Annotated in this window: 25 protein-coding genes and 2 pseudogenes; 16 read left to right on the top strand and 11 right to left on the bottom strand. The window is 68.9% G+C overall.

Annotated features, from left to right (window positions below; genetic code table 11):
* Positions 1 to 95: 95 nt before the first annotated feature.
* Complete coding sequence (locus IG78_RS43285) at positions 96 to 911, bottom strand: recombinase family protein (protein WP_249926159.1); 816 nt, start codon at positions 909 to 911, stop codon at positions 96 to 98.
* A gap of 87 nt (positions 912 to 998) precedes the next feature.
* Positions 999 to 1,334 carry a hypothetical protein gene (locus IG78_RS0138175; RefSeq protein WP_030573341.1) on the bottom strand — a complete coding sequence of 112 codons (336 nt, stop codon included), beginning with the start codon at positions 1,332 to 1,334 and terminating at the stop codon, positions 999 to 1,001.
* Positions 1,335 to 1,401: 67 nt separating this feature from the next.
* Between IG78_RS0138175 and IG78_RS0138170 the strand changes: the two genes are divergently transcribed.
* Entirely contained in the window at positions 1,402 to 2,067 is a 666-nt protein-coding gene (locus tag IG78_RS0138170; protein ID WP_157856006.1) for a hypothetical protein, read from the top strand.
* 375 nt (positions 2,068 to 2,442) lie between these two features.
* On the opposite strand, the gene IG78_RS52310 is transcribed toward IG78_RS0138170, so the two are convergent.
* The 3 genes and pseudogenes from IG78_RS52310 to IG78_RS0138160 form a co-directional block, all read right to left on the bottom strand.
* Positions 2,443 to 2,574, bottom strand: coding sequence for a hypothetical protein (locus tag IG78_RS52310; RefSeq protein ID WP_263972754.1), 132 nt, complete (start codon positions 2,572 to 2,574; stop codon positions 2,443 to 2,445).
* Positions 2,575 to 2,842: 268 nt separating this feature from the next.
* A pseudogene (locus tag IG78_RS46900) lies at positions 2,843 to 2,980 on the bottom strand (IS5/IS1182 family transposase); the annotation flags it as partial.
* A 285-nt stretch (positions 2,981 to 3,265) separates the two neighbouring features.
* A complete protein-coding gene (locus IG78_RS0138160; RefSeq protein WP_030573336.1) occupies positions 3,266 to 3,907 on the bottom strand; it encodes a TetR/AcrR family transcriptional regulator in 642 nt (213 codons plus the stop codon).
* Between the two features lie 296 nt (positions 3,908 to 4,203).
* Between IG78_RS0138160 and IG78_RS0138155 the strand changes: the two genes are divergently transcribed.
* The 4 genes from IG78_RS0138155 to IG78_RS51920 all read left to right on the top strand — a co-directional run bounded on the left by IG78_RS0138155 (position 4,204) and on the right by IG78_RS51920 (position 8,048).
* Positions 4,204 to 5,271: an SMP-30/gluconolactonase/LRE family protein gene (locus tag IG78_RS0138155; protein ID WP_030573332.1), complete on the top strand. Its 1,068-nt coding sequence runs from the start codon at positions 4,204 to 4,206 to the stop codon at positions 5,269 to 5,271.
* A gap of 137 nt (positions 5,272 to 5,408) precedes the next feature.
* Positions 5,409 to 6,188: an SDR family NAD(P)-dependent oxidoreductase gene (locus tag IG78_RS0138150; RefSeq protein ID WP_030573328.1), complete on the top strand. Its 780-nt coding sequence runs from the start codon at positions 5,409 to 5,411 to the stop codon at positions 6,186 to 6,188.
* A gap of 118 nt (positions 6,189 to 6,306) precedes the next feature.
* Complete coding sequence (locus tag IG78_RS0138145) at positions 6,307 to 7,305, top strand: substrate-binding domain-containing protein (RefSeq protein WP_030573325.1); 999 nt, start codon at positions 6,307 to 6,309, stop codon at positions 7,303 to 7,305.
* Complete coding sequence (locus tag IG78_RS51920) at positions 7,302 to 8,048, top strand: type 2 periplasmic-binding domain-containing protein (RefSeq protein WP_051853406.1); 747 nt, start codon at positions 7,302 to 7,304, stop codon at positions 8,046 to 8,048. The genes IG78_RS0138145 and IG78_RS51920 overlap by 4 nt, the downstream gene beginning before the upstream one ends.
* Positions 8,049 to 8,287: 239 nt before the next feature.
* Here the strand turns inward: IG78_RS51920 and IG78_RS0138135 are convergent, their stop codons facing one another.
* Complete coding sequence (locus tag IG78_RS0138135; RefSeq protein ID WP_199813355.1) at positions 8,288 to 8,770, bottom strand: MDR/zinc-dependent alcohol dehydrogenase-like family protein; 483 nt, start codon at positions 8,768 to 8,770, stop codon at positions 8,288 to 8,290.
* Here IG78_RS0138135 and IG78_RS0138130 point away from each other — a divergent pair.
* Positions 8,687 to 9,283, top strand: coding sequence for a recombinase family protein (locus IG78_RS0138130; protein WP_078965890.1), 597 nt, complete (start codon positions 8,687 to 8,689; stop codon positions 9,281 to 9,283). The two genes, IG78_RS0138135 and IG78_RS0138130, sit on opposite strands and share 84 nt — an antisense overlap.
* Positions 9,284 to 9,350: 67 nt before the next feature.
* On the opposite strand, the gene IG78_RS0138125 is transcribed toward IG78_RS0138130, so the two are convergent.
* From IG78_RS0138125 to IG78_RS0138115, 3 genes are all read right to left on the bottom strand, one after another.
* Positions 9,351 to 9,986, bottom strand: coding sequence for a hypothetical protein (locus IG78_RS0138125; protein ID WP_030573314.1), 636 nt, complete (start codon positions 9,984 to 9,986; stop codon positions 9,351 to 9,353).
* 208 nt (positions 9,987 to 10,194) lie between these two features.
* The gene (locus tag IG78_RS0138120; protein ID WP_030573311.1) at positions 10,195 to 11,205 is read right to left on the bottom strand and encodes a methyltransferase; all 1,011 of its coding nucleotides are present in this window, start codon (positions 11,203 to 11,205) and stop codon (positions 10,195 to 10,197) included.
* 67 nt (positions 11,206 to 11,272) lie between these two features.
* Positions 11,273 to 14,029 (bottom strand): AfsR/SARP family transcriptional regulator, encoded by a 2,757-nt coding sequence (locus IG78_RS0138115; protein WP_051853405.1) that lies wholly within the window; start codon positions 14,027 to 14,029, stop codon positions 11,273 to 11,275.
* 1,275 nt (positions 14,030 to 15,304) lie between these two features.
* Between IG78_RS0138115 and IG78_RS52885 the strand changes: the two genes are divergently transcribed.
* Positions 15,305 to 15,712: a tyrosine-type recombinase/integrase gene (locus IG78_RS52885; RefSeq protein WP_404827827.1), complete on the top strand. Its 408-nt coding sequence runs from the start codon at positions 15,305 to 15,307 to the stop codon at positions 15,710 to 15,712.
* 239 nt (positions 15,713 to 15,951) lie between these two features.
* On the opposite strand, the gene IG78_RS49775 is transcribed toward IG78_RS52885, so the two are convergent.
* Complete coding sequence (locus tag IG78_RS49775; RefSeq protein WP_157856005.1) at positions 15,952 to 16,101, bottom strand: hypothetical protein; 150 nt, start codon at positions 16,099 to 16,101, stop codon at positions 15,952 to 15,954.
* A 268-nt stretch (positions 16,102 to 16,369) separates the two neighbouring features.
* Between IG78_RS49775 and IG78_RS0138100 the strand changes: the two genes are divergently transcribed.
* The 9 genes and pseudogenes from IG78_RS0138100 (at position 16,370) to IG78_RS52880 (ending at position 23,036) form a co-directional block, all read left to right on the top strand.
* On the top strand, positions 16,370 to 16,609 hold the full coding sequence (locus IG78_RS0138100; protein ID WP_030573305.1) for a hypothetical protein: 240 nt from the start codon (positions 16,370 to 16,372) through the stop codon (positions 16,607 to 16,609).
* 8 nt (positions 16,610 to 16,617) lie between these two features.
* Positions 16,618 to 17,157 carry a hypothetical protein gene (locus tag IG78_RS50760; protein ID WP_199813354.1) on the top strand — a complete coding sequence of 180 codons (540 nt, stop codon included), beginning with the start codon at positions 16,618 to 16,620 and terminating at the stop codon, positions 17,155 to 17,157.
* A 19-nt stretch (positions 17,158 to 17,176) separates the two neighbouring features.
* A pseudogene (locus IG78_RS0138090) lies at positions 17,177 to 17,713 on the top strand (IS5 family transposase); the annotation flags it as partial.
* A gap of 481 nt (positions 17,714 to 18,194) precedes the next feature.
* Entirely contained in the window at positions 18,195 to 18,986 is a 792-nt protein-coding gene (locus tag IG78_RS43275; RefSeq protein ID WP_225882385.1) for a site-specific integrase, read from the top strand.
* Positions 18,983 to 21,595, top strand: coding sequence for a site-specific integrase (locus IG78_RS48725; RefSeq protein WP_225882386.1), 2,613 nt, complete (start codon positions 18,983 to 18,985; stop codon positions 21,593 to 21,595). The genes IG78_RS43275 and IG78_RS48725 overlap by 4 nt, the downstream gene beginning before the upstream one ends.
* Positions 21,592 to 21,987, top strand: coding sequence for a DUF6262 family protein (locus IG78_RS43270; RefSeq protein WP_225882387.1), 396 nt, complete (start codon positions 21,592 to 21,594; stop codon positions 21,985 to 21,987). The genes IG78_RS48725 and IG78_RS43270 overlap by 4 nt, the downstream gene beginning before the upstream one ends.
* Complete coding sequence (locus IG78_RS51910; RefSeq protein WP_225882388.1) at positions 21,974 to 22,162, top strand: hypothetical protein; 189 nt, start codon at positions 21,974 to 21,976, stop codon at positions 22,160 to 22,162. The genes IG78_RS43270 and IG78_RS51910 overlap by 14 nt, the downstream gene beginning before the upstream one ends.
* Positions 22,159 to 22,404, top strand: a complete 246-nt coding sequence (locus IG78_RS0138070) for a hypothetical protein (protein WP_030573291.1) — start codon at positions 22,159 to 22,161, stop codon at positions 22,402 to 22,404. The genes IG78_RS51910 and IG78_RS0138070 overlap by 4 nt, the downstream gene beginning before the upstream one ends.
* A gap of 53 nt (positions 22,405 to 22,457) precedes the next feature.
* Positions 22,458 to 23,036: a LexA family protein gene (locus IG78_RS52880; protein WP_030573288.1), complete on the top strand. Its 579-nt coding sequence runs from the start codon at positions 22,458 to 22,460 to the stop codon at positions 23,034 to 23,036.
* Positions 23,037 to 23,600: 564 nt separating this feature from the next.
* Here the strand turns inward: IG78_RS52880 and IG78_RS43260 are convergent.
* Positions 23,601 to 24,083, bottom strand: coding sequence for an ATP-binding protein (locus IG78_RS43260; protein WP_107055096.1), 483 nt, complete (start codon positions 24,081 to 24,083; stop codon positions 23,601 to 23,603).
* Between the last annotated feature and the right edge of the window lie 183 nt (positions 24,084 to 24,266).

Here is a 24,266-nt window from a genome sequence, read left to right as displayed (position 1 = left end):
CACCCGCTGAAACAGTTCCCACAGCTCATCCGGCACCAACCGCTCAACGATCCCTGTCACGCCCCAAAGCCTACCGAGCCAAATGAGATAATCTCTTAGTGGGTGAGAGCGTTGACGCGGTTCTCGTACTCACGGCGGGCCTTGCGCTGTGCCGGGATCGCCGTGGTGCCGTCGAAGGGCTGGCAGCGGTCGAGGAGTTGGCGGTGCACCGAGCGCGCGGCGGTGACGCGCAGCGTGTAGCCCTGGCCGCGTCGTACGGGCACGCCCTGGTCGAGCGCGGCCCGCTCGGCGGGCTCCAGGTCGGCGGTGCGCAGGAAGTCGGCGACCTTGCCCGGCATGTCGAGGACGACCGGCAGTTCGGGGGCCGGGGAGCCCGGGCCGGCGGCCGTGTACTCGGACAGGAGGTCGGCGACGGCGGTACGGATGGCGCCGCGGCTGACGCCGTGGTCGCGGGCGAGGGCCGCGATGGACCGGCCTTCCTGGTACGCGGTGCGCACGTCGTCAGCCTTGTCGGTCGGGATGGCGGGGCGGTGCCCGCCCTTGTTGCCCTTGGCCTCGGCGGCCCGCAGTCCGTCGTAGGTCAGCTCCCGCTGGAGTTCGCCGGCGGCGGCGAGGGTCTGCACCATGAATTTCACGGTGGATAGCAGCTCGCCGGTGCGCGGGTGGCGGGCGGTGAGGTCCATGCCGGAGAAAGCGCCGTCGTGGATGCGCAGGGCGAGCCGGTCCCAGTGCAGGACGTCGAGCACGTCGAGAATGTGGCCCGTGTCGCGCACCAGGCGGAACATCTCGGAGATGTGCACGGTGTCGCCCGGCCGCGCGTACGTGAGCAGTTCGCTGAACTTCGGGCGCTGGAGCGGGTGGAGGCGGCTGGAGGTGCCGCCGTCCTCCTCGAAGACGACGGGGCCATCGATCCCGGCCTCGTCCAGGACGAGGTTCTGCCGGGCGGTCGACTGCTGGTCGGTGGAGACCCGCTTGAGCTCGCCACCGTTTGCCGACAGTCACTCCGTGTCAGGGTCGACGTCGCTGGGGTGGACCCCGGTCAGTTCCCACTCCAGCATCCGCATCCGTTCGACCTGACGGCGTACGACGGCGACCATCCCGGCGGCGAACTCGTGGTCGGGACCGATGTCCGCAGCGGCGAAGTACGCGTCGATCCGGCTCTCGTCGCCCGTCGTGACGAGATGGCGGCACGCGAGCCCGTGCGTGATCCGGGCGGCGCTGATGTCCGGGAAATTCGCGATCAGCGCCAGGGCGGCATCGTCGTCGTCCAGATGGGCCGGAGCGGCGGCCAGGTAGAGGGCGCCGAGGTCGTGCTCGTAAAGGCGGTGGGTCATGCCCGGTCCAACGCAGGACCAGGGCGGAGAGCCATCACCCATTCGGTGTCCGGCAGCTATGCAGGACATGGAGAATCCCAGCACGGTCTTCGAGGTCATCACCGGCATCCCCGCCCCGCGGGAGGAAGCCGTCACCGCCGAGCCGATGAACATGGAGCATGCGGGCGCGGCCTGCGACTTCTGCCCGAACGGCCCGTTCTACGGCACCGAGTCGCCGCCGGTGGTGTGGGTCTTCCCGGCCGGGCAGGTCGAGAATTCCGCTGAGCTCGTCCCGGGCTCGGGCATCAGGATCGGCATGCCCATCGCCACGATGCTCTGGAAGGCGTGCGAACGCTGCCGTCAGCACATCAAGGCCAACAAGTGGGCGGACCTGGCCCGCGACTGCGGATACCCCGAGGGCAGCGGTGGGTCTCTCACCTGGGAGGGCTTCCGGGTCGCGCGGCTGCCCGGCCCCGGCTATGCCTGGCCGCTGGTGCCGCACAAGCTGCCGACCGTGCACAAGCAGGTGCGCGACGCCTGGGAGACGGGCAAGCTCGCTTTCGCCGATCACGTCCGTGAGCGCCTGGAGCGGGCCGCGCTGCTCGTGGAGCTCGACGGCCACCTGTACGTACGCGTCGGCGAAGCCGGTGACGACCAGTGGCTGACCGAGACCGTGGGCGAGGGCCTGGTGGCGCCGTTCGGCCTCTACCTGGACCGCAGCGTCCGGATCACCCTGTTGCCGTCTCAGCCGTAGACCTCTTGGTCCTCGTGGTGGGACAGGGCATGAGCGATGACGGGCTGGGAGCCTGCATGGATGCTGAGGATCTGGAGATCACGCCGACGAAGGGCCCGAGCAGCGAGGGGATCCGAGATGTGATCGTGGAGCTGTAGGCGTCCCACTCGGTGGTCAGAGCGTGTTTCTGAGCCCTGGTCAGTGAGTCCGCCCCGGCGGGATGATCGGGGTCGTGGCGAAGGGCGCGAAGGCCCGGCGGTACTGTCGGGAGTGCGGGATCGCGCTGCCGGTGACGAAGGCGCCGGAGGCGGTGTTCTGTTCGGGTCGGTGCAGGTCGAAGCGGTGGCGGGCGTTGAACCGGGCTCGGCAGCGTGTGGTGGCGGTGCAGCGTGGTGATCAGGCGGAGCGCCCGGTGTGCGGCAGGTCGTGGACGGTCGGGTTGGACCGGCAGCGGTCGGCCACGTATTGCTCGCCGCGGTGCCGGACGCGAGCCTGGCGTCTTCGGCGGGCGTAACGCGATTCCGTCACGGTGACGCCGTAGCCGAACACCCCAGGTCAGCGCCGGGGCGCAAGCGCTTCTGCCGGGCCTTGGCGTGCTTCGAGCGCCGTCCCTTTGCGCCCAGTGCCCCCTGCCGCGCCTGTCGTGATCTCGTCACGCTGGGCTGTGACCAGGGCCGATGTCATCGCGCTCGTGCGGGTGTCCAGACCGGCCCAAGGCGGCCAGGGGTGGTCACCATGTCGGACCGGGTCGGGAACGTCACGCGAGAGCGTTACGAACAGATCGTGGCGGAGGCCCGAGGGCGAGGAGTGCTTGACGGCCGACGTTCAGGCGCCGCCAGCGGCTCCCAATCGTGCGGCGACGTGCCCGAAGGTGGCCGCCGAGGATGCGAAGGTGCGAGCTGGACAGGTCCAACCCAGACGGGTAGACAAGCATGCGAAGCCTCTGGTCGGTACCGGGTGATCTTGGTCAAAAACCCGTCTACCAGGGGCTTCACCCATCTGTCACCCCAACGCGCCCAACGCGCCCAACGCGAAGACAAGTTGGAAAAGGCTCAGTGGCATCGTAGTCCCGAGCCGGCGCCGCAGCGCGGTAGGACTCCGCCGACTGGATGAGCGAGGCCGCCGACCGTGCCGGCGTCGAGCATCATCGATCCGAACCACCGGTCGGTACAGGACCGGTGGCCGGTGGACACCGGACCCAGCCCGGCGGAGGACGTGTTCAGTGATCCTCGCGGAGCAGTCCGGTGTCGTTGAGTGCGATGCGGACGTCGCGGGTGAAGGCGGTGATGTCGTCGAGTCCGAATGCTGTGTACTGGAGGACGAAACCGTGCAGCAGCGCCATCACCACTCGTGCGCCTCGATCGGGGTCCAGTTCGGTCGGCACGCTGCCCGCTCGCTGGCCGTTGCGGAGCGCCTCCGCGATGCGTCCGCGTACGTCCTCGAAGCCCGTTCGGGCCTGCTGTTGCAGCGCTTCGTGCCGCAGCAGGAGTCCCCAGGCCTGGACGGCGCAGCGCAGCAGTTCCTCGACGGGGACGGCCTGACCCGCCGCGTCGACGGTGTCCTCACCGCTCACCGGCTCGATCGCCGCCGCGACCAGGTCGGCTACCGTCACGGCGGCGGCTGTGTCGGCGAGGCGCTCGACGGGCGCGAACAGCATCCGGAACGCGTCGCCGGCGATTTCGAGGATGATCTCTTCCTTGCCGGCGAAGTAGCGGTAGGGGGCGCCGACCGACACGCCTGCTTCGGCGGCGATGTCGGGCATCGAGGTCTGGTCGAAGCCGTCGCGCGAGAAGCGGCGACGGGCCGCCGCCCCGATCCGCGAGCGATTGGCCGCCCGGCGTTCGGCGGTGATGCGGGGCATCGGCCACACCCTCTTCCGTCAGCGAACGATCATTCACCTTGACAGTAGCATCCGGCATCGCCAGAATAAAAGTGAAAGGTCATTCACCGATAACGGCAGGGGCTTGTGCCGGCTGCTCCGCAGTTCAAGGCGGGCATGCGCCGGTACGAGTACGCCGAGTCGCATTTCGACGGGCGACTTGGGGCCGCATCACCTGACGCCTCACCACCTTGGTCACCGACGCGGTCGCCGCCGCGCTGCGCCGCCCCAGACCCACGCACCCCTGACGTAACGATCCGGAAAGGTCCTCCGACAAGATGTCCACTCGCACCACCTCACGGCGCGCGATCCGGCGACGCGCGCTGGTCACCTTCACCACGATGTCCGCCGCTCTGGCCGCGTTCACGTTCCCCGCCAGCGCCACGACTGTCGCCGCCGGAACGACCACTGTCGACCAGTGCCCCTATCTCGACAACGCTGCACACACCGCCGTGACGCACACCGTTGCGACCGCCGCGCACACCCACGCCCGCACGATCACGATCGACGACACGTGCGCCTACCCCGAAAGCATCGCGGCCGACAACGACTACATCTACACCGGCAACATCAGCAACGGCACCATCTACCGCGGGAGGATCGGGGCGAAGACACTTGAGCCGTTCCTTCCCGGGGGTCAGGACGGCCGCGCCCAGGCCACCGGGATCAAGACCACCGGCGACCGCCTGCTGGTGGCGGGCGCCTTCAAAGGGAACTTCTTCGTCTACACCAAGACCGGGAAGCTCGTCTCCTCTTACAGCGTGCCCACGTCCACCGAGCCGACCCTCGTGAACGACGAAGCGGTCGCCGCCAACGGGGACGTCTACATCACAGACTCGTTCCGGGCCGTGGTGTACCGGATCCCGGCGGCCGAGGTGCATGCCTCGGCCACCGGCGTCCACCGGACCCTCCAAGTCGCCTATCGCCTGCCGGACTACGTGCCCGGCGAGTCCAACGGCAACGGCATCGTCACCAGCCCCGACGGCAAGTCGCTGATCATCGGCTATTGGTACAGCGGCGCGCTCTACCGGCTCACCCTCGCCACCGGCGAGATCCGCAAGGTCGACGTACCGCCCCTGCACAGCGCGGACGGCATCGCACGGCGGGGAAACACCCTGTACATCGCCCGCTCGGTCGACAACACGATCGCCACCGTGCGCCTGTCCGGTGACGGCACCTGCGGCACCGTCGTCTCTGAACGCACCTATCCGGGAGCCGACACCACCACCGGCATCGCCGTGGTCGGGAACCGGTTGGTGGTGACCAACTCCCAGATGGACACCTTCCTGTACCACGATCCGCTGACCAGATCGGTATTCACCCTCGCAAGCCTGCCGGTGAGCTGACCCGCCAAGGTCGTTCCGCGAGCCTGGCCAGGTTCGTGGAACGGCACCTGTGAAGACCAACACGGGCACCACTGCCACCTGCGCCGCTGTCAGCATCCGACACCTCGACAACGGCTCGTACCTAAGGACGTTCCCTTATGAATAGGCTCGCACTCGTCACCGGCGCGACGTCCGGTATCGGCAAGGCTTTCGCCGAGCGTTTCGCCGCCGACGGCCACGACCTGATCATCGTCGGCCGCCGCCGGGACCGCCTCGATCAGTTCGTCTCCGATCACCCCGACGTCAGGGTGCGCGCGGTCCCTGCAGACCTGTCGACCGAGGAGGGCATAGACACCGTCGCCGCATACTGTGCCGACGAACCCCTGGACATACTGGTCAATAACGCCGGTGTGTCCCACTACATGCCGCTGGCCGACTTGCCCGCCGACAAGGCCCGCGAACTGGTCTACGTCAAGGTCCTCGCCCCTACCCAGATGATGCGCGCTGCCGTCGGCGGCATGCAGCACCGCGGCGCGGGCACGATCATCAACGTGGCCGGCATGATCGCCTTCAGCGGACCCGCCGACAAGTCCGTCATGCCGCGCCGCGCTGTCTACGCAGGCACCCTCGCGCACCTCGTGGCCATGTCCCAGACCCTCAGCGCCGAGTTGGAGGGCACCGGCGTTCACGTCCACGTCGTATGTCCCGGCGTGGTGGCCACCGAGTTCCACTCCTCGCAGGGCATGGACCTCAACGCCATACCCCGCATGAGCGCCGACGACCTCGTGACTGGCACGCTGCGCGGCCTGGAGCTCGGCGAGGTCGTCATCGCACCCGGAGTCGAGGACTATCAACTGCTCACAGACGTCTTCACCGCCGACCTCGCAGCGTTCGGCGGCCAAAGCCCAGACGTGGCCAACCGTTACCAGACCGACTGACGAAGCAAGAGGCTGCGAAGCAAAGCAGCATGCCGACCCATGTCACGGGCAGCCAATTCGAGCCCCTAAGGCCGAGCCGGCGAGATGCAAAGTACTACCAGCGATGAGGAAGCGGCACATGAGCGATCTGGACCTGCGTATCGGGAGTTTCCGGTACGACAACACCGAGGCGCTGTTCAACGGGACGGTAGCAGTAGCCGGAGTGCGGAGCACCACGATCTCGACCGCGGCAACCCTGCCCGGGGTCTTCGATTACCTCGTGCATGGGAACGTCGACGTGTCAGAGTTCGGTCTCACGTTCCTGCTGCGGGCCCTTGACCAAGGCGTTCCGTACGCCGTCATCCCGGCTTTCCCCGTGCGGATGTTCCGGCACTCGGCCGTGTTCGTGAACGCCCACAGCGGCATCACAGGGCCCACCGACCTGGTCGGCAAGAACATCGGCGAGTTCGGTGTCTACGGCCAGGACCCCGGCGTCTGGATCAAGGGCATCCTCGCCGAGGACTACGGATTCCGGCCCGAAGACAATCGATGGGTGATCGGCGGGCTGAACCATCCCGCGCCGCCGTTCGAGTTCACCACCCACCCGCGCCCCGAGGGTGTCGACATCACCACCACGCCCGAGGGAAAGTCGCTGTCTACCATGCTCGACACCGGCGAGATCGACGCGCTGTTCACGGCCAACGCACCACAGCCGTTCCTGGACGGCTCGCCGAACATCACCCGGCTGTTCCCGGACTACGAGCCGATCGAGCGAGATTACTACCGCCGGACCCGGAACTTCCCGATCATGCACGCCGTCGTGGCCCGCCGCGGGCTGCTGGACGCCCACTCCGGACTCGCCCGCGCCGTCTACAACGCCTTCTACGACGCGAAAGAAGCCGGTGCCGATCGCTACCGGCGGTTCCGTCGTCTCTACCAGACCCCGGTGATGCTGCCCTGGGCTAACGCGCTCATGGAACGGAACGACGAGTTGTTCGGGCACGACTGGTGGCCCTACGGGGTGAAGGCGAACCTGCACACGCTCGACACTTTCCTGCGCTACCACCACGAGCAGGGGCTCTCCGCGCGCCGCTGGACCGTCGAGGAGATCGTCGCCCCGGAATTGCTGGACACATGACCACGCCGCATCTCGACATAGCCGTCACCGGCTACGACAACACGCGGGCCCTGTTCGACGGCACCGTGACGTTCGACGGCCTCAACGTCACCCTGCACAGTCCCGCCATTCCCGAGATTTTCGCCGGAATGGCCGCTGGCGAGTTCGACCTCGCCGAATTCGGCCTGACCCGCTACCTGCGCGCATTGGACGCCGGCACGGATCTCCTCGCCTTCCCGGTCTTCCCCGCACGGGTGTTCCGGCATTCCAGTGTCTTCGTCAATACGACCAAGGGGATCACCGGCCCGGCGGACCTCGTCGGCCGCACGATCGGCGAGTTCGGCAGCTACGGTCAGGATTCGGGTGTCTGGGCGAAGGGTATCTTGGCCGAGGACTACGGCTTCGCGCCGGAGAACAACCGCTGGGTCATCGGCGGGCTCGAGACTCCGCTCACTGCCGGTTTCGAGTTCACCACCCACCCGCACCCGCAGGGCGTCGACGTCGGGTTCGCGCCGCCGGGCCGCACCCTCGCCGAGATGCTCGTCGACGCCGAGCAGAACCGGCAAGCAGCCCAGAAGAAGCTGGACATCCCGGTGTTGGCCCTCGGCGGCTCGGCCTTCATCGGCGACCGCAACGAGTCCCAGATGGAGCTGTTCGCCCACGACGTCACCGGCCACGTCTTCAACGCCGGACACGACCTCGCCGAGGAGGTACCCGACGAGATGGCCGAAGTCGTACTGCCCTTCCTGGCCAAGCAGAGGTAACCGCAAGACCACGGCGCGACCCGACGCCACATGGTCACACCACCAAGGCACACCCGGCAGGTCAACGCTGAGATCAACGCCGAGCTGAGCACGAGAGCGGCCGGCGGAAGCGCTCAGGTCTGGCAGTGGCGATGAGTGGTCAGTCGTCGTGGAGGCCCCGCTCGTCACGGCCGTCGTGGTGGTGGGCTTCAAGGCATCGCGGTGTGTCCGGGCCGACGGCTCGCCGGGGGTGGGGTGTCTCAGCGCACCTGTAGGGCGAGTTTGCGGCCGGGCTTGCCGGACAGGCTCAGCTCGGCTGCCTCGCGCCACTGCTCCAGCGGGTACGTGCCGGCGAGCGGGATGGAGAAGTGACCGTCGGCCGCCATCCGCCCGTACTCGCCCAGGACGTGGTGGTGGTACTCGTGGCCCTCCTCGCCGGACTGGAAGCGCACGCCCAGTTCCTGAGCTGCAGCGAAGTCGCTCATGGTCAGGGCGTCTTCGGGTTTGGCGACGGTGCGCACTATCTCGGGCAGGGAGTTGCTGACCGGGGCGGCGTCGAAGGCCAGGTCGACGGGGCCGCCGGCGAGCTCGCGTACCCGTTCGGCAATTCCCTCGCCGTAGCCGGTGACCTCGGCGCCCAGTCCGCGTAGCGCGTCGGCGTGGGTCGTTCCGGCGGTCGCGATCACCCGGGCGCAGTAGCGCAGGGCGATCTGGGTGGCGGCATAGCCCACGGTGCTGGTCACCGGGGAAGAGCCCGCCGGCCAGGGCCCAGTCCGCGGGGGGCACGCCGCAGATACCGGCGCCCGGGGGACACCCTCGTCGTGCCCAGCCTGGACCGACTCGGCCGCTCGATCCAAGACCTCATCTCGATCGTGTCCGGCCTCCGCAAGCGCGGGATCGGCTTCCAGTCGCTGTATGAGGCGCTCGACACCACCACGCCCGGCGGCAGGCTCGTCTTCCACGTCTTCGCAGCGCTCGCGGAGTTCATCCGGGAACTGATCGTGCGGGGCACGCACGAGGGCCTCGCTCAGGCGCGCGCCCGCGGCGCCCGGCTCGGCCGTCCGCCCGCGATGGACGAGGAGAAGATCCGGCACGCTCGCACGCTGCTCGCCCGTCCGGAGAACAGCATCTCGTCCATTGCGAAGCTGTTGGGTGTCTCGCGGAACACGATCTACAAGTACGTCCCTGAGCTGGCGGCGGGCCGCGACTCCCTCGTCGCAGGGGACGCTCCTGCTCTGCCCTCACCTCGCTCCTGAGCGTCGGTCGCGCGGAACCGCCATAAGCGACAAGCTTTTGGCCCGGGCAAGTTCTACTTTTCGGCCCTTATTTGAGGGCCGAAAAGTAGAACCGATGGTCTACGACGGACCGCGCCGATGGTCGTGGAACTACGCGGGGAGCGCAGTGACGCAGCGCGGCAAGGGGGTGAGTCCGTGCAGCAACGTGCGCTGCGGCTGTGGCCTCGCGGGCGCCGGGGAGCAGTACCTCGACACTGCGCCCGTGGTCCCGGCGTTCTGCTTCCTCGGCCGCGTGCTCCGGGCACGCCGGGTCGCGTACGTCGACGAATCCGTCGTACACGACGACGCGCACCCGATCGTCTCCGGAGCAGGGGCCGGTGCCGCCCCGGCGGCATCCGCCGCCGGCGGCCTGGCGTGCGGTCCGCACCAAGCGCATGGCCGCGGGCAGCAGGTCGTTCGCGGCATCGCCGACGGGCTGGTGGTAGTAGCGGGCCCGCAGCGTCTCCATCTGCTCGCCGACGGCGCGGGCGCTGTCGAGCCCCCGCCCGTCGTCGTCAGCGTGCGCGGTCGCCAGGAGCTGCCGGACCTCGGCGGCGTCGAGTGCGTCGGGTGCGTCGGCAAGCACGGTCGTCTCGACCTGGTGGGCGATGTGTGCGGCGAGCGCGCGCACTTCGGCGACGCTGGGGTCGTCGGGCCAGTCGGTCGAGTCGTACGCCGTGGTCATCGTGGTGTCCTCTCGGTCAGAAGGGCGGACGGGTCTACGCCAGCCCGGCCGGACACCCCCTCTGCCTCCGGTCGGGCTCAGCCGCGTCGCGTATCCGTGGGGAGCCGGGCCCGGTGGCCGTGCCACCCGGCCGTCCCCCGCCTCATCTCCACCCCCGGCGCCCCGGGCAAGACGGCGCCGGCCGCCGTCCGCCGGGCACGGCCCGCGGTCAGCTCCCGTACACGGACGCTTCGACGATCGAGAAGGGGGTCGGGGTGGGCACGACACGGTCGAGGGTGAGCCCGGCCCGTTCCAGCAGGGTGCGGACCTCCGGCTCGGTGCGCTCCCGGCCTGGCAGCATGCCGAGCATGGTCAGGTCGATCATCTTCATCATGTGGGGCGTGTCGCCGGGCGGGATCACGCCCTCCAGCACCAGCAGGCGGGCGCCCGGGTTCGCGGCCTTGCGGATCGACTCCAGGATGCGCAGACAGGAGTCGTCGTCCCAGTCGTGCAGGACGAAGCCGAGCGCGTAGATGTCGGCCGCGGGCACCGACTCGAAGAAGTCGCCGGCCGTGAACGTGATCCGGCCGCTCAGGCCCTGTTTCGCGAGGTTCGAGGTGGCCGCCGGTTCGACCGCCGGGAGATCAAGGATGACGCCCTTACGCTCCGGCCGGTCCGCGAGCAGTTGCACCAGCACCGAACCATCCGCGCCGCCTATGTCCGCCACGACCCGGCCGGGCGGAAGCTCGTACCCGTCGAACATGCCCTCCCGAGCACCGGTCATGTTGGCCATCGCGCGGGTCATGAGCTCCGCTCGCGCCGGGTCCTCGGACAGCCACTCGAAGAATGGCTTGCCGAAGTGCCGCGTCGCGCCCGGAACCCCGGTCCGGACCGTCTCCAGCAGACCCTCGAACGGCGCGTAGTGCGTCTCCATCCACAGCTCGGCCACGCCCGCCAGCGACCCTGGATGGTTGCGCGACAGCAGCGCGCCCAGCGGCGTGGTGGCCACCAGGTCGCCCTCGCTGCGGAAGACACCGACCATGGTCAGCGTGCGGATCAACCGGCCGAGCGGGTCCGCCGGCGTGCCGCTGCGCTCCGCGAGGTCGGCGACGGTACGCGGACCGTCGTCCAGCATGGTGCAGACGTCCAGCTTCGCGGCGACGTAGAGCGCCTGCGAGACCTGGAAGCCGCCGAGCAACTGCGTCATAGCGATGCCGGGCGGTGGGGTGGGTGCGGACATGGGTGGTCGGTCCTTTCCGGGTGGGACGGTTCCGCACGACCCTAGGAGCGGCCGGTTCCCGTGCCGTTCACGTGCGATAGACGGCCAGTTCCGCGCTGATCGCCGCTGCCCTCGGGTCGTCGGACCCGCCCGCCGCCGCCAGGGCCCGCCGGTAGGCCGCGTCGGCCTGGTCGTGCCGGCCCGCGTCGCGGTGCACGTCGCCGAGCGTGCGCAGCGCGACCGCGGCGAGGGCGTGCGCGCCGACCCGGAGGTAGACCTCCGCGGAGCGGGTGAAGCTCAGCTCCGCCGCCTCGTGGTCGCCGAGCCCGGCCTGCGCGCTGCCGAGCGTGTGCCAGGTGTCGGCCAGCGAGTACGGCCCGAGCCCTTCGCCGGACGCGAGCGCCGCCCGCGCGTGCGCGAGTGCGGGGCCGAACCGGCCGAGCCGGATCTCCGACCAGCTCACCGAGTTGAGCGCCGAGGCACGGCAGCTCGCCGCGGTGCCGGGCGGATACATCTCCAGCAGGCGTTCGGCCAGCTCAAGTTGCGGCTCGTGGTCACCGGCGCAGTCCAGGACCCAGATTCCGAAGCGGTGCGTCTCGGCCAGGAACTCCCGCGCCCCCGCTGCCTCGAAGCCCTCGGCCGCCTGCCGTAGTTGCTCGCGGGCCGCGGAGTACCGGCCCAGGTTCGCCTCCACGAGCGCCAGACCGCGCCGGGAGTGTGCCTCGGCGAGCCGGCCCCCCAGGCGTTGCGCCGCCGCCAGTCCGAGCTGCTGCGACGTCTGGAGGTGGTGCCAGAGGCCCTGCCTGCTCAAGAAGTCGCGCAGCGCCCAGGCCAGCCGCCACGAGTGCCCGTCGAACCCGCCCCGGTGGGCGAGATCGTGCGCGGCGAGCAGTACCGGGTACTCGTCCGCGAACCACGTGGCGGCGTCCGGCGACGGTGCCGAAACCACCACGCCCGGCAACGCGGGCGGGAGCGGGATCCTGGGCCGGGCCGTGAAGACGGCCATGACCGCCTCGCACACGGTGTGCAGACAGTGGTCGAGCAGCCGGTGCACGGCCTCCCGGCGCTCCTGGTCGCCGGACCACGGCAGCCCGGCGGCGAACGCGCGCACCAGGTCGTGCGCGGCGAACCGGCCCGGCCGGTGCTCGACCAGCAGCGCCGCCGCGACCAGCGCCCGCAGCAGCGTGCGGGTGTGCGGCTCCGGCAGCGCCAGCATGCTCGCCGCAGCGGCGACGCTCACGTCCGGGCCGGGGTGTGCGCCCAGGACGCGCAGGGCGCGGGCGGCTTCCGGTTCGAGCGCGCGGTACGACCAGGAAAGGACCGAGCGCACCTCGTCGTCGGCGCCCGCGAAGGCGTCCAGCGTGCCGTGCGCCTCGCGCAGTTCGGCGGCGATCGCGGACAGCGGCAGGTGCTCCTGCGCCACGGCCCGCGCCGCGACCACGGCCAGCGCCAGCGGGAGGCCGCCGGTACGGGCGACGATCTCGCGCGCCGCGACCGGCTCGGCGCGTGTCCGGTCCGTGCCGACCCGCGCCACGAGCAGCGCCAGCGCCTCCTCGTCGTCCGGCGGTCGCAGTACCAGCGGCCGGGCACCGACGCGGGCGAGCAGCGTCGGAAGCGTCCCCCTGCTGGTGATGACGGTCAGGCCGGGGCCAGCGCCGGGGAGCAGGTCGCGCACCTGGTCGGCCCCCGCGGCGTTGTCCAGCAGGATCAGCAGCCTGCGCCCGGTGGTCAGCGTGCGGAACAGTCCGGCGCGCACCGCGAGATCGCCGGGCACGTCGGCGGGCGCGACCCCAAGCGCCTGGAGGAACCGGTCGAGGATCTCCCCGGGCGGCGTCGGCTCCCCGCCGGGGCCGAATCCGTGCAGGTCCGCGTAGAGGTGACCGTCGCCGAACCGGTCGGCGATCCGGTGTGCCCCGTGCAGCGCGAGCGTGGTCTTACCGACCCCGGCCATGCCGGAGATCACCACGACGCCGCCGGCCGACAGCGCGACCATCCGGCGCAGCTCCTCCTCCCGGCCGACGAACGCCGCGCTAGGCGCCGGCAGTTGCGCCGGTACCGAGGAGGCGGCCGGGGCAGCCAGCAGCGTCTCGTCGGCGTGCAGGATCCGGCCGTACAGCTCCCGCAACCGGGGGCCCGGATCCACCCCGAGTTCGTCGCGGAGCAGCTTCCGGCACTCCTGGTAGGCGGCGATCGCGTCCGCCTGGCGGCCATCTCGGTACAGCGCCGTCATCAGCAGCAGCCGCAGGTGCTCGTCCAGCGGATGGGTGTCCGCCAACGACCGCAGTTCCGGCAGGATCCGCTGCTCGCGGCCCAGTTCTAGGTCGACCTCCAGCAGGCTGCGCCGCGCCGCCAGGTGCCGCCCGTCCAGTACCGTCCGGTGCCGGTCGACGCCGGGGCCGGTGACCCCGCTCAGCGCGGGCCCGCGCCACAGCGCCAGTGCCTCGCGCAGCCGGTCCCCGGCGGTGTCGGGATCACCCCCGGCGCGCGCCCGTTCCGCCGCGCGGACGGCGTCGGCGAACGTGTCCGCGTCGAGCGTGCCCGGTGCGAGCGTGAGCGCGTACCCGCGCCGGGACGATTCGACGGTCAGCTCGTCGCCGAGCAGGCGGCGCAGGTGGTGCACGTACTTGCGGATGACCGGTACGGCGCTGGCCGGTGCCTCGCCCTCCCAGATCTCGGCGGCCAGCGCCGCCGCCGACAGGGGGACACCCTCTGCCAGCACCAGGGCGGCGAGCAGCGCACGCTGTTGCGGTGGCCCGAGCGGCACCTCGACCCCGTCCCGCCGCACGGCGAACGGGCCGAGCACCTCCACCAGGATCATCCGGCCACCTCCCTCGACCTGCGGCATGTCCACATTCTCCCTCGCCACCGGATGGTCGGTGTGCGCTGCCGCTGGACGGAGTGAGCGCCGGTTCCCGGTAGCCGGGGACGGGGTTCAGGACTGCGGACAGTTGTCAACAAGTATCGGCCTCGCAAAAGTTCCGCCACACCGTGAACTTCTACCGCAGTGACCGCGTCCCACCCCAGTAACCACGACCGCATGGAGGAATTATGAAGTCATGGCGTTCCCCGTATCGGCGTCGGTCTCGCCGTCGGTGCCGCGATGGTCGCGATCCCGCGCACCGCCACCAGCGCCTCCGCCGTCCCGCCGCCCAGCGCCGGCTGGGTGGTCGCCGGCGGCGACAAGCGGTCGAACCCCCATGGCCACGGATCGGCTCGATCTCTTTACCGGCCGGGAGTAGTGCTGCTCGTGATGTCCGTCTGGGCCTGTGACTTGGACGTCACGGGCTCGTTTACCGACCGGATCCGGGACGTCTGTCATGTTCCGAGGTCGGTACGGAGGACGAGTGGCACGGCATGTAGTCATCGGGGACTTGAGGGTCCAGCAGATCGACCGGAAGGACGGACGGCGGTCGTGGACGATCGTCTGGCCCGAGGGCACGGTCCACAAGGAAGCGGACCGGTTCCTGCGTGAATACGACGGCTCGGGCACGCAACGAACGTACGCGTACGTGCTGGTGGACCATCTGAGGTGGCTGGAGCGGGAGTGCCTCGCGTTCGCAGCAGTGGTACTGCGGGATCTCGAGCGGTACATGGGCATCGTCGGCGCGGAGGTACGCCTGCCGCTCGGCGAGCCGTGGCGTTTGGGTAAGAGGCCGTACGGACAGGCTGCGCTGTCCACCACGGCGGCCTGCTTGAAGGGCTTTCTACCTGCAGCTGGCCGCGCTGGGCGTCAACGCCGAACTCGGCTCGGCCCTCAATGTCTCCCGGCTGCCGACCCGGGCCGATCGTGATCGCGCACTGCTGGGGCATGCCACCCGCAGCCTGCCTGCGAACCCGCTGGCTCCGACACGGGTGCGACGGCGGCACCCCAAGATGCTCCCCGAGGGAGCCCAGGACCTGCTGCTGGCCGAGGTCCATGCCGCACGGGACCACGTCCTTGTCAGCTGGCTGGCTGGCGGACGGCGGCTTCCGAATCGGTGAGATGTGCGGCTTGCACCTCGCCGACCTGCACCGTCGCGAGGGGGCGGCCTGCAGAGACTGCCGGGCGCCACACGTCCACATCTGCCACCGCGAAACGAACGCGAACCGAGCCCGGGCGAAGACGAAGTGCCCCTGGTCCGTGGAGAACGGAGTGGTGACCGGCGGTCTGATCAAGCGCGTCAGTCCGCACATGATCCACACGTACTTCGAGTACATGACCAGTGAGTATCCCCAACACCCCGGTCACGGCATGCTGCTGGTCCAGCTCCACGGACCGGAACGGGGACAGCCATGGGCGACGGTCGGAGCCCGCAGGATGCTGGGGCGGGCCTCGCTCCGCGCCGGTCTGGGCAAGGTGAAACCCCACGCATTCCGGCACGAGTTCGCCTCCGCCGTACTGGACGCCTCCGGCAGCAACCTCCTGGTCGCCCGGGACGCCGGCGGCTGGGCATCCACCAGCACGGTTGATGAGATCTACGCTCACGTCGACATCCACGACCCCGCCTTCGACGCCGCCCTGCGCAAGGTCTGGGGTGAGCGCGCATGACCGCAGCACCCAGCGGCCTGCGCCTCCTCGCCGAGCCGGACGGCCGCGAGTCCAGGGACCGGCTGGAGATCTTGACCGCGCTGATCAACGGTCCGGGCTTCGACCCGCTGCTGCGGGCCGATGTCATCAAGGTCCCCGCCGAGCATCCGGTCTTCGGCTGGGGATGCCGGGTTTCGCAATGTCAGCGGTCCGCGCACGGCACCAGCGACCTCTGTGACACCCACCGCCAACAGTGGGTGTCACGCGGCGATGGCGAGGCCGAGCGGGCCGAGTTTCTGCGAACCGCCGAGCCGTTGCCGTTGATCACGGCCGCCTTCACCGGGCCATGCCAGGTCACCGGATGCGAGCGGTTCGCCCTCGGCCACCGATACCGGCTCTGTGCTCGGCACGACCACCGCTGGCGCAGGGCCAGCGCGCGCGAGGCAGAGACCGACTTCGACGAGTGGCTGGGAACCGAGGTGCCCTACACGGGCTTCGGTATCTGCTCCGCGGCCTCCTGCCACGACGGAGCGAAATCACCTCTGGGGCTGTGTCCCAACCCACGACCAGCGCTACGACCGTGCCGGACGGCCCGGTGGTGCTGCGCTTCCGGAAGGCTGGTTCCACTCACACGAGCGGGATCCGTCATCGATCACGGTCCGCTACCAGGACGAGAAGGTGTTCCGCCGGTGGTGCCGGGACGCCGATCCGATGATGAGGATCGGCGAGATCAACCTTCTTGGCCTGCATCCACTGCTCAGGGCAGAGATCAAGTGGGGGCTGTTCGCCCACCAGCGGCAGAATCCCCGCACCCGGTGGCTGCCCATCGACGTGCAGAACCTCGTGAACAACTGCCGGGCGATGGACTCCCTGACCGGCTTCGACCTGGACAACTGCTCACGTCGCGCGCGGGCCTGACCAAGGAGATGCTGCAGTCGCTGCGAGTGGTCTACATGACGCCCTCCCAGGCGCGGGAGGCCGGCTACCTGGAGTTGGATCACTTCGGGGCCAGTTTCCGCGGTTCCAACAGCCACTACGACCTGTCGGGGGTGTCCCAGCGCTGGCTCCGTGACCTGCTCTGGGACTACCTCGCCAACCTGCTGAGAACACCGAGCAGCCCCCGCACCAGGAGTCCGTACAACGACATGCGACGGGCCTGCCTGGAGCTGAGCTGCTTCCTCGAGGTCGATACCGACGGCGGAGGCCACGATCCGGAAGTTCTGCGGGCCGAGCACGTCCACCGCTTCGTAATTTACACCAGGGCAGAGGGCTACGCGTTCAGCGCGGACCCGAACGAGCTGGAGTCCTACGAGACGGCCCGGGTGCACGTGCTGCTCACTGAGGTCCGCCGCCTGATCACCGGCACCATCGCCCCACACGCCGCCCTGGACCCAGAGGACAAGCGGGTACGGCACATCGTCGCCCAGCTCAATTCCGTCGAGTCCACCCTGGACCTGATCGCCTGACGGAACGGGAGGGGGCGTGATGCGGCAGCGGCGCTATCCCTCGGACACCACGGACCTGGAATGGCTGCTCATCGAGCCCTTGCTGCCGGTGCCGGCCTGCCAGACCCCGCGCGGCGGCCGTCCTGAGACCCATCCACGGCGCGAGATCGTTGACGCCCTGCGCTATCTCGTCGACACCGGCTGCAAATGGTCCGCCCTCCCGCAGGATTACCCGCCCTTCAAGACAGTGTTCGGCTTCTTCAGCCGCTGGTCCGCCCGGGGGGTCTTCAACCTCATCCGCGATCATCTGCGGCGCCGGATCCGCCGGGCCATGGGCACCTCCCCGCACCCGGTGGCGGCGGTGATCGACTCGCAGTCCGTCAAGGTCGCCGCCACCGTCCCGCGCTCCACCTCCGGATACGGCGCAGGAAAGAAGACACCGGGCCGCAAGAAACACGTCATCGTGGACTTGAAGGGGCTCCCCCTGTTCGTGATGGTCACCCCGGCCGACATGCACGACAGCATCGCCGCCTTTACCGACCGTCCTGTGGTCCCCCGGCTCACTCGTTGGAGCGATCTCTAGCCCCGTCACGTTCTCATTTACCGATCTTGGCAAGCCTCTTCGTCGCGTGGTGGACGACGGGCGAGGGGGCTTATGCGAAGCGGAATGGTGCTGGGAGACCTGCGAGTTCAGTCGATGAAGCGGGCTGGCGGCGGGTGGTCGTACACGATCGTCTGGCCGGACGGCTCGGTGGACGAGGAGGCCGATGGCTTCCTCCGTACGCACGAGGGCAGCGGCACCCAGAAGACGTACGCGTACTACCTCGTCGATCACTTGAGCTGGCGGGTCCGGGAGGGCCTGACCACGGCAACGGTGAGGCTGCTTGATCTTCACCGGTATCTGGGGGCGGTCGGAGCCAAGGTGGCGATGCCGTTCGGGCAACCGTGGAGGACACCTCCACAACGTCCGTACGGAACTTCGGCTTTGCAGATCGCGGCAGCTTTGCTTGAAGGGCTACTACGTGCATCAGTGCACGGCGAAGGGCGTCAACGGCGAGTTGCTGACGGCGCTGGAGGTTCGCCGCCTGCCGACTCGGGCCGACCGCAACCGTGCGCTGCTCGGGCACGTGAAGTCCTCGATGCCGGCCAACCCGTTGGCACCAAAGAGAAGACCGAGGCGTCGGCACCCGAAGATGCTGCCGGACGGGGCCAGGCCTGGTCTGGTGGAAGTAGTGAATGCCGCCCGCGACGCGATGGTGGTCACCTGGTTGTCCGACACGAGTCTGCGGATCGGCGGGTTGTGCGGCCTACATCTGGCCGACCTGCATTTGCGCGAGGATGCTGCCTGCGGCGAGTGCAAGAGCCCGCATCTGCATGTGTGCCACCGCTGGGGCAACACGAACCGGGCGGCGGCGAAGATCAAGCCGGACTGGCAGATGGTCGACGGCACCGTCACCGGCGGCGAAATCTACCGGGTCAGCCCAGCGATGATCAGCACCTACTTCGCCTACATGACGACGGAGTACGCGAAGCACGCCACCGGGCACGGAATGCTGCTGATCCAGCTGGCCGGGCCGAACATCGGTGAGCCGTGGACGGCGGACGCGGCCCGCGGGATGCTGCGACGGGCCGGCCGACGCGCCGAGCTGCCGGGCAGGATCACCCCCAAGGCCTTCCGGCACCAGTTCACCAACGACGTACTGGACGCTTCCGGCGGTGACCCGCTGGTGGCGAAGGCAGCCGGGGACTGGGCGTCGATGCAGATGCTCGATGAGGTCTACGGCCACCCTGACCTCCACTCCCCGGAGTTCACCGAGGCTCTCAAGACGGTCTGGGGTGAAGAGGAGTGACCGCGCTGCCGCTCGTGCAGATCGGCACGAAGAGCGAGGCAGCGACGCGGACCACGGGTGACCGACTGGAGCTCCTGACCGCACTGATGGACGCTCCTGCCGTCGAGTTGTTCCTTCGCGAGGACGTTCTCGTGGTGCCCGGTGACCATTCCACCTATGGATGGGTATGCCGCCTGGCTGACTGCGAGTGTCCGCAGGAGGCCGACCACGACCACTGCACGGTCCACATGAAACAGTGGAGGGCCCTGCAGCGGGCCGGAGAGTCCATCACCGATTTCCTCCGCGTCGCCGAGCCGCTGAAACCCCGCGGCTGGCTGGACCCGCCTGCCTGTCTGGTCTGCCCCGGCATTCCCGCCTGGACCAGCGACGGACTGTGCTACCTGCACTCGCAGCGCTGGACCAGCGCGCTCGGCTATCACCGCCGCAGCACGGGCGACCCGAGCGCCGAGCTGGACTTCGATGCCTGGCTCACCCGCCAAGGCCCCTTCGGCTCGTTCGGGATCTGCCGGGTCAGACCCTGCCCGGAACTCGCCGACACTCCGCTGGGCCTCTGCCGGCGTCACACCAGCCGCTACGAGCGGGAGGGCAGACCCGGAGGAGCCCAGCCTGCATTCAAGCTCTGGCGGTGGCGGCGGGCAGACGAGTTCCCCATGAGGATCCCGATCGTCTATGCCGACCAGGCCGCCTTCGACCGATGGTGCCGAGAGACGCCGTTGGCCAACCGGACGTACGGGAAAGTGTCGCTCCTGGGACTGCGGCCGCTGCTGAGAGCCGAGATCCAGTGGGCGATGTTCCACCACGCCACCAGACACTCCGAGGGCATGCGCTGGCCGCTTCCGTGGATCCAGTACCTGGTTGACGACTGCCGCAGCCAGGACGCGAACTCGCTGGTCGACCTCGATGTCGGCCGATGCCGCCAGCACTCAGGGCAGATCGCGGGGCTGATGCTCCGCTACCTTCGCCCCGTCTACTTCTCCCGCCAGGACACGAAAGACGCCGGCTTCATCGAGACAGAACACTTCGGTGTTCAATTCCGCCACCGTCGGGGGCACTTCGACCTCACCGGGGTGTCCCAGCGGTGGCTCCGTGATCTGCTCTGGGAGTACATCGCTGCCCGGCTGACCACGGATCCACCCCGCAGCCCCGGATTTGTCGAGCGCCACCGCCGCGGCTGTCTGGAACTGTCCGCCTATCTCGAAGCGCAAGCCCCGCACGGCGGCCACGACACCGCGGTGCTGACTGGCACGCACATGCTCGACTTCGTCGCTGATCAGCGACATCGCGCTCAGCACGGACTGCCTACCTTGGCTGTCCCTGCCGACGGACACACCCGCAGGAAGGGCCCAAGATCCGCGACCAAGAACCAGGTCGCCGTCAACTTCAACAGCATCCGTCAGCTCCTGCGTGACGAAATGGATACCGGCGAGACCGACCGCATCGGTCTGCATCGGTCCTTCGCCGTCGCGGTCCCTCTCGGCGGCATGTCCAAGGGACGCCGCAGTCCGTTCCCCGACGATGTTGCCCGAGCTCTGGCCAGTGAGGAGAACGTGCAGAACCTGCAGGCGCTCGATATCGACGATCGCGGACTCCGCGACGTCTGGGAGGCCCTGGTCCTCATCGGCCGCCGCTGCAGCGAGGTCCTTGAGGTCCGTCTGGAGTGCATCGGCCGTCTCAAGGGCATCACGATGTTCTGGCACGCCCAGACCAAGGTCGGCAACATCGACGAAGGAATCCGCATCCCCGAGCGGCTCTACCAGAGGATCGAAGAGCGGCAGGAGAAGACCATCGCACGGTTCGTCCAGCGGTACGGTCGGCCCCCGACCCCGCAAGAGCGGCGCGAGATCGCCCTGTTCCCGCGCAGGCCAGCCAACCGAAACTTCCACAAGAGCATCAGCTCCCCCTGGTTCGGCCGCGCCTTCCGGCAATGGGTGAACACACTCGACATTGCGCACTGCGTCGCCCACCAAGCCCGTCACACCCTGGCCACCAACCTGCTCAAGGCCGGCGCGAACCTCACCCACGTCAAGCGCTACCTCGGGCAGGTTTCCGAGCGCATGGCCGAGCATTACGTCCACATCGCCAACACCGACCCCCGGCTCAACGATGCTCTCAACGCCGTCTGGGTCAGCGGCCCCGGATCAGCCGAACCAGGCCTGCTGCTAGCCAGCGGCGAGCCGATGACCCGCGAGGAGGCTGAAGCTCTCGCCATCGACCTCAGCCGCCGCAGCACTCCCGCCGAAGGCGGATTCTGCACCTTCCAGCCGGTCGTGAACGGCAACGCCTGCCTCTGGAACATGGACTGCCACAACTGTGACAAGTTCGTCCTGTCGGGCGCCGACCTCGTCTACTGGCACCGCAAGCGCGAGCAATGGCGGACGTTCGCCGAGCGCGCGCCCGACCCGGCCACCGCCGACTACCTCCACGACGTATTCGAACCCACAGCCCGCGCCACCGAGGGCCTGGAGACGGCACTCGACGCCGTCGGCCTCCTCGAAGAGGCCCTCGCCCTCGACCTCCTGCGGCCCCAGGACTACTTCGGGCGCGTCTGGAGCACCGCCTTCCGGGCCCAGGAACTGACCAACCGTGACGCGGGCGACGAGGCAGCATGAAACCCACCGCCACGGCGGCCGCCATCGCAGCCCGACGCCGCCAGACCGCTGAGAAGCTCGAACAAGTCGAGCGGGCGATCGGCATGCTCCGCCGCGAACGCGGACGCCCGACCGTCCGTGCGATCGCGGAGCGAGCCGGTGTGTCCGCCACGTTCCTCTACGAGAACGCCGACGCCAGGGCACTCGTCCAGAGCACCATCGCGGACGCCCGCAGCAGCCACGACCGCCAAGCCCGCCAGGAGCACGAACGCGTCGAAGCCTCCTGGCGAGAGCGCGCGCTGAACGCGGAGGAAGAGCTGGCGCGGACACAAAAGGAAGTCCTCGCCCAGCGACAACAGATCGGCGAACTCATGGGCCAGCCTGCGGGACTTCGAGCAGATGGTTCCCGGTGAGTCCGTCCAGCAGCTCGTCACTGAGAACACCAGCCTCAAGCGCCGTGTCCACCAGCTGACACAGGAACACCGCACGCTGCAAGAACGCCTCCAAGGCGCCCGATCCAACCTTCGCTTCGCCGACAAACGCATCGCCGACCTCGAAGCCCAGCTCCTCGAACAGGACCAGTCATGACCACCCCGCCTGGCCCAACACCAATCCGCCTCGACCGCGACCAAGCCGCTTCGCTCGCCCGGCTGCTGCGAGAGGTCGAACAGTTCCTCGACATGTGCGACGAGGACGTCGAAGAAGCCCTGGCCGCCCACTTCGGGCTCCACCCCGCCAGCGAAGCATTCAGCGCGGCCCTGTGCTTCCACGCGGACACGATTGAGGCCGCCCTCGCCACCGACCCGACTGCACCAAGGGCAAAGCGATGACATTGGCGAAAGCTTGGTACGAGTCAGAGAGCCTCGCGACCACGTTGACCTTGGTGGCGGGTCTCATCACGGGCTTCTTCGGCGGCTGGGCAACACTGCGGGCCGCGAATCCCAAACGTCAACTGGCCTACTGGATGCCCACGACCATGCCGATCTTGAACGCATCGAACTCCGTCGGTGATCTGCTGGTGATGCGTGGAGGACAGGCACTGAGGGATCCACATGCCCTGGACGTCAAATTGATGAACCGGGGCCGACGCGACGTTGCCAGCAGCCACTTCGACCGCAGCCTTCCGATCCTGCTCGACGTCGGGGCACCGATCGTCGAACTCTTGACAACCACGTCACAACCGGACTCACGTCACATGCCCACGGTGATCGTGGACGACACCGCTCTCAAGATCACTCCTGGCCTCATCGGCCGAGGCCAGACGATCTCCTTCTCACTCCTCGTCGACGGGCCCATCCCCCGCCTCACCTGCCAAGCATCCTTGATCGACGCCGGAATACATGACGGTGACGTCATCACTATCCGCCGACAACAGACCGCCGAATACGGCGACATCGTCGCCGCCATCCTGGACGGAGAAGCCACGGTGAAGAAACTGCGGCTCGCGGACGGTGAAGCCTAGCTCATGCCCTGCAATCCCGCCTTCACGCCGATACGCTTGCCCGATGGCGGCACAATCCTCGGCAAAGCAGTCGCCGTGCTCCGCTCCCTGTAACGAGCGCCCGCGGACTCGCCGATATCCGTCAGTAACACGGCCGCGGATAGGCGCAACCGACAAATTGAACCGGATTTTCCCGCCACGCCGTAAGGCTTCTGCCCATCCACGGCATAACCGAGTACCGGGCCTGCCCTCTACGGCCCCTGATCGGCCATGGCTCACGGCTCTGAAGAACACCGCAGGTCCCGGGCAGGGGCCGCTACGCCGCGTCCGGGGCCAGCTAAAACATTCGAGGGTGGTCGCCGACGCTGTCACACCACTGCGCGGTGCCCACCAAGCTGAAGCCGGGGGTGCACCGCGAGGGTTACCGGCTGCCGGGATGACACCACCTTGACGAAGGCCGTGTTCCGAGTCGGCTGTTCGCCGACATGGGCTGTACCGCGTGGAGGGGCCCGTGGACAGCTCGAGTCGGGGTCCGTAGCCGGATGTCGGATAGGTCTCTGCGGCGGTGCAGAGGCGGGCAGGTGGCTAGGGGAGGAGGTTGAGGCGTGCCCATACCGCTTTGTGGCCGGGGTAGAGGGCGGTGCCGTGGCTGTGGGCGAGGCGGTCGACGAGGAGCAGGCCGCGGCCGTGTTCGGCGTGCGCCGGGGGCTGGTGGGGCGCTGGTGGTTTGTGGGGCTGGGCGTCGTGGACGGCGACATACAGGTGGGCTGCGCCGGGGGCGGTCACGGGGTGCAGGAGCAGGATCATGGCGATGAGCTGGGAGTGCCGGTAGGCGTTGGAGGCGAGTTCGTTGACGACCAGGGCCGCGTCGGCGATGAGACCGGGCTGGTGAGTGAGCCAGCGGGTCGGGGTAGCGGTGGCCTGGTGGCGGGCGAAGGGCACTACGGTGGGCAGTGCACTTTCCTCGCGCCGATAGGTGAAATGTGCTCGGGCGGGCTGCAGAGGGCCGGGGCCTTTTCGGCCGGGAGCCGACTCAACGCGGGAGCTGATCGCGGCGTGCGGGGTCACCGTTCATCTCCGGCGGCGGGGCGGGGCGCGGGAAACTCCGCTTGGCGCCGGCGGGCGGACAACAGCCGCGCGAGCAGGGCGTCTGGGTCTCCTCGTCGGGGGCGCCCTCGATCAGGACGCGCTCGGCCTGTACGTGACTGGGGACGTACTCTCACCCCTCCTCAAGCAGAGGGGCGTCCTGCC

It is taken from the genome of Streptomyces aureocirculatus, from assembly GCF_000720475.1.
Taxonomy (GTDB): Bacteria; Actinomycetota; Actinomycetes; order Streptomycetales; family Streptomycetaceae; genus Streptomyces; species Streptomyces aureocirculatus.
This window is presented reverse-complemented; position numbering and strand designations above follow the sequence as displayed.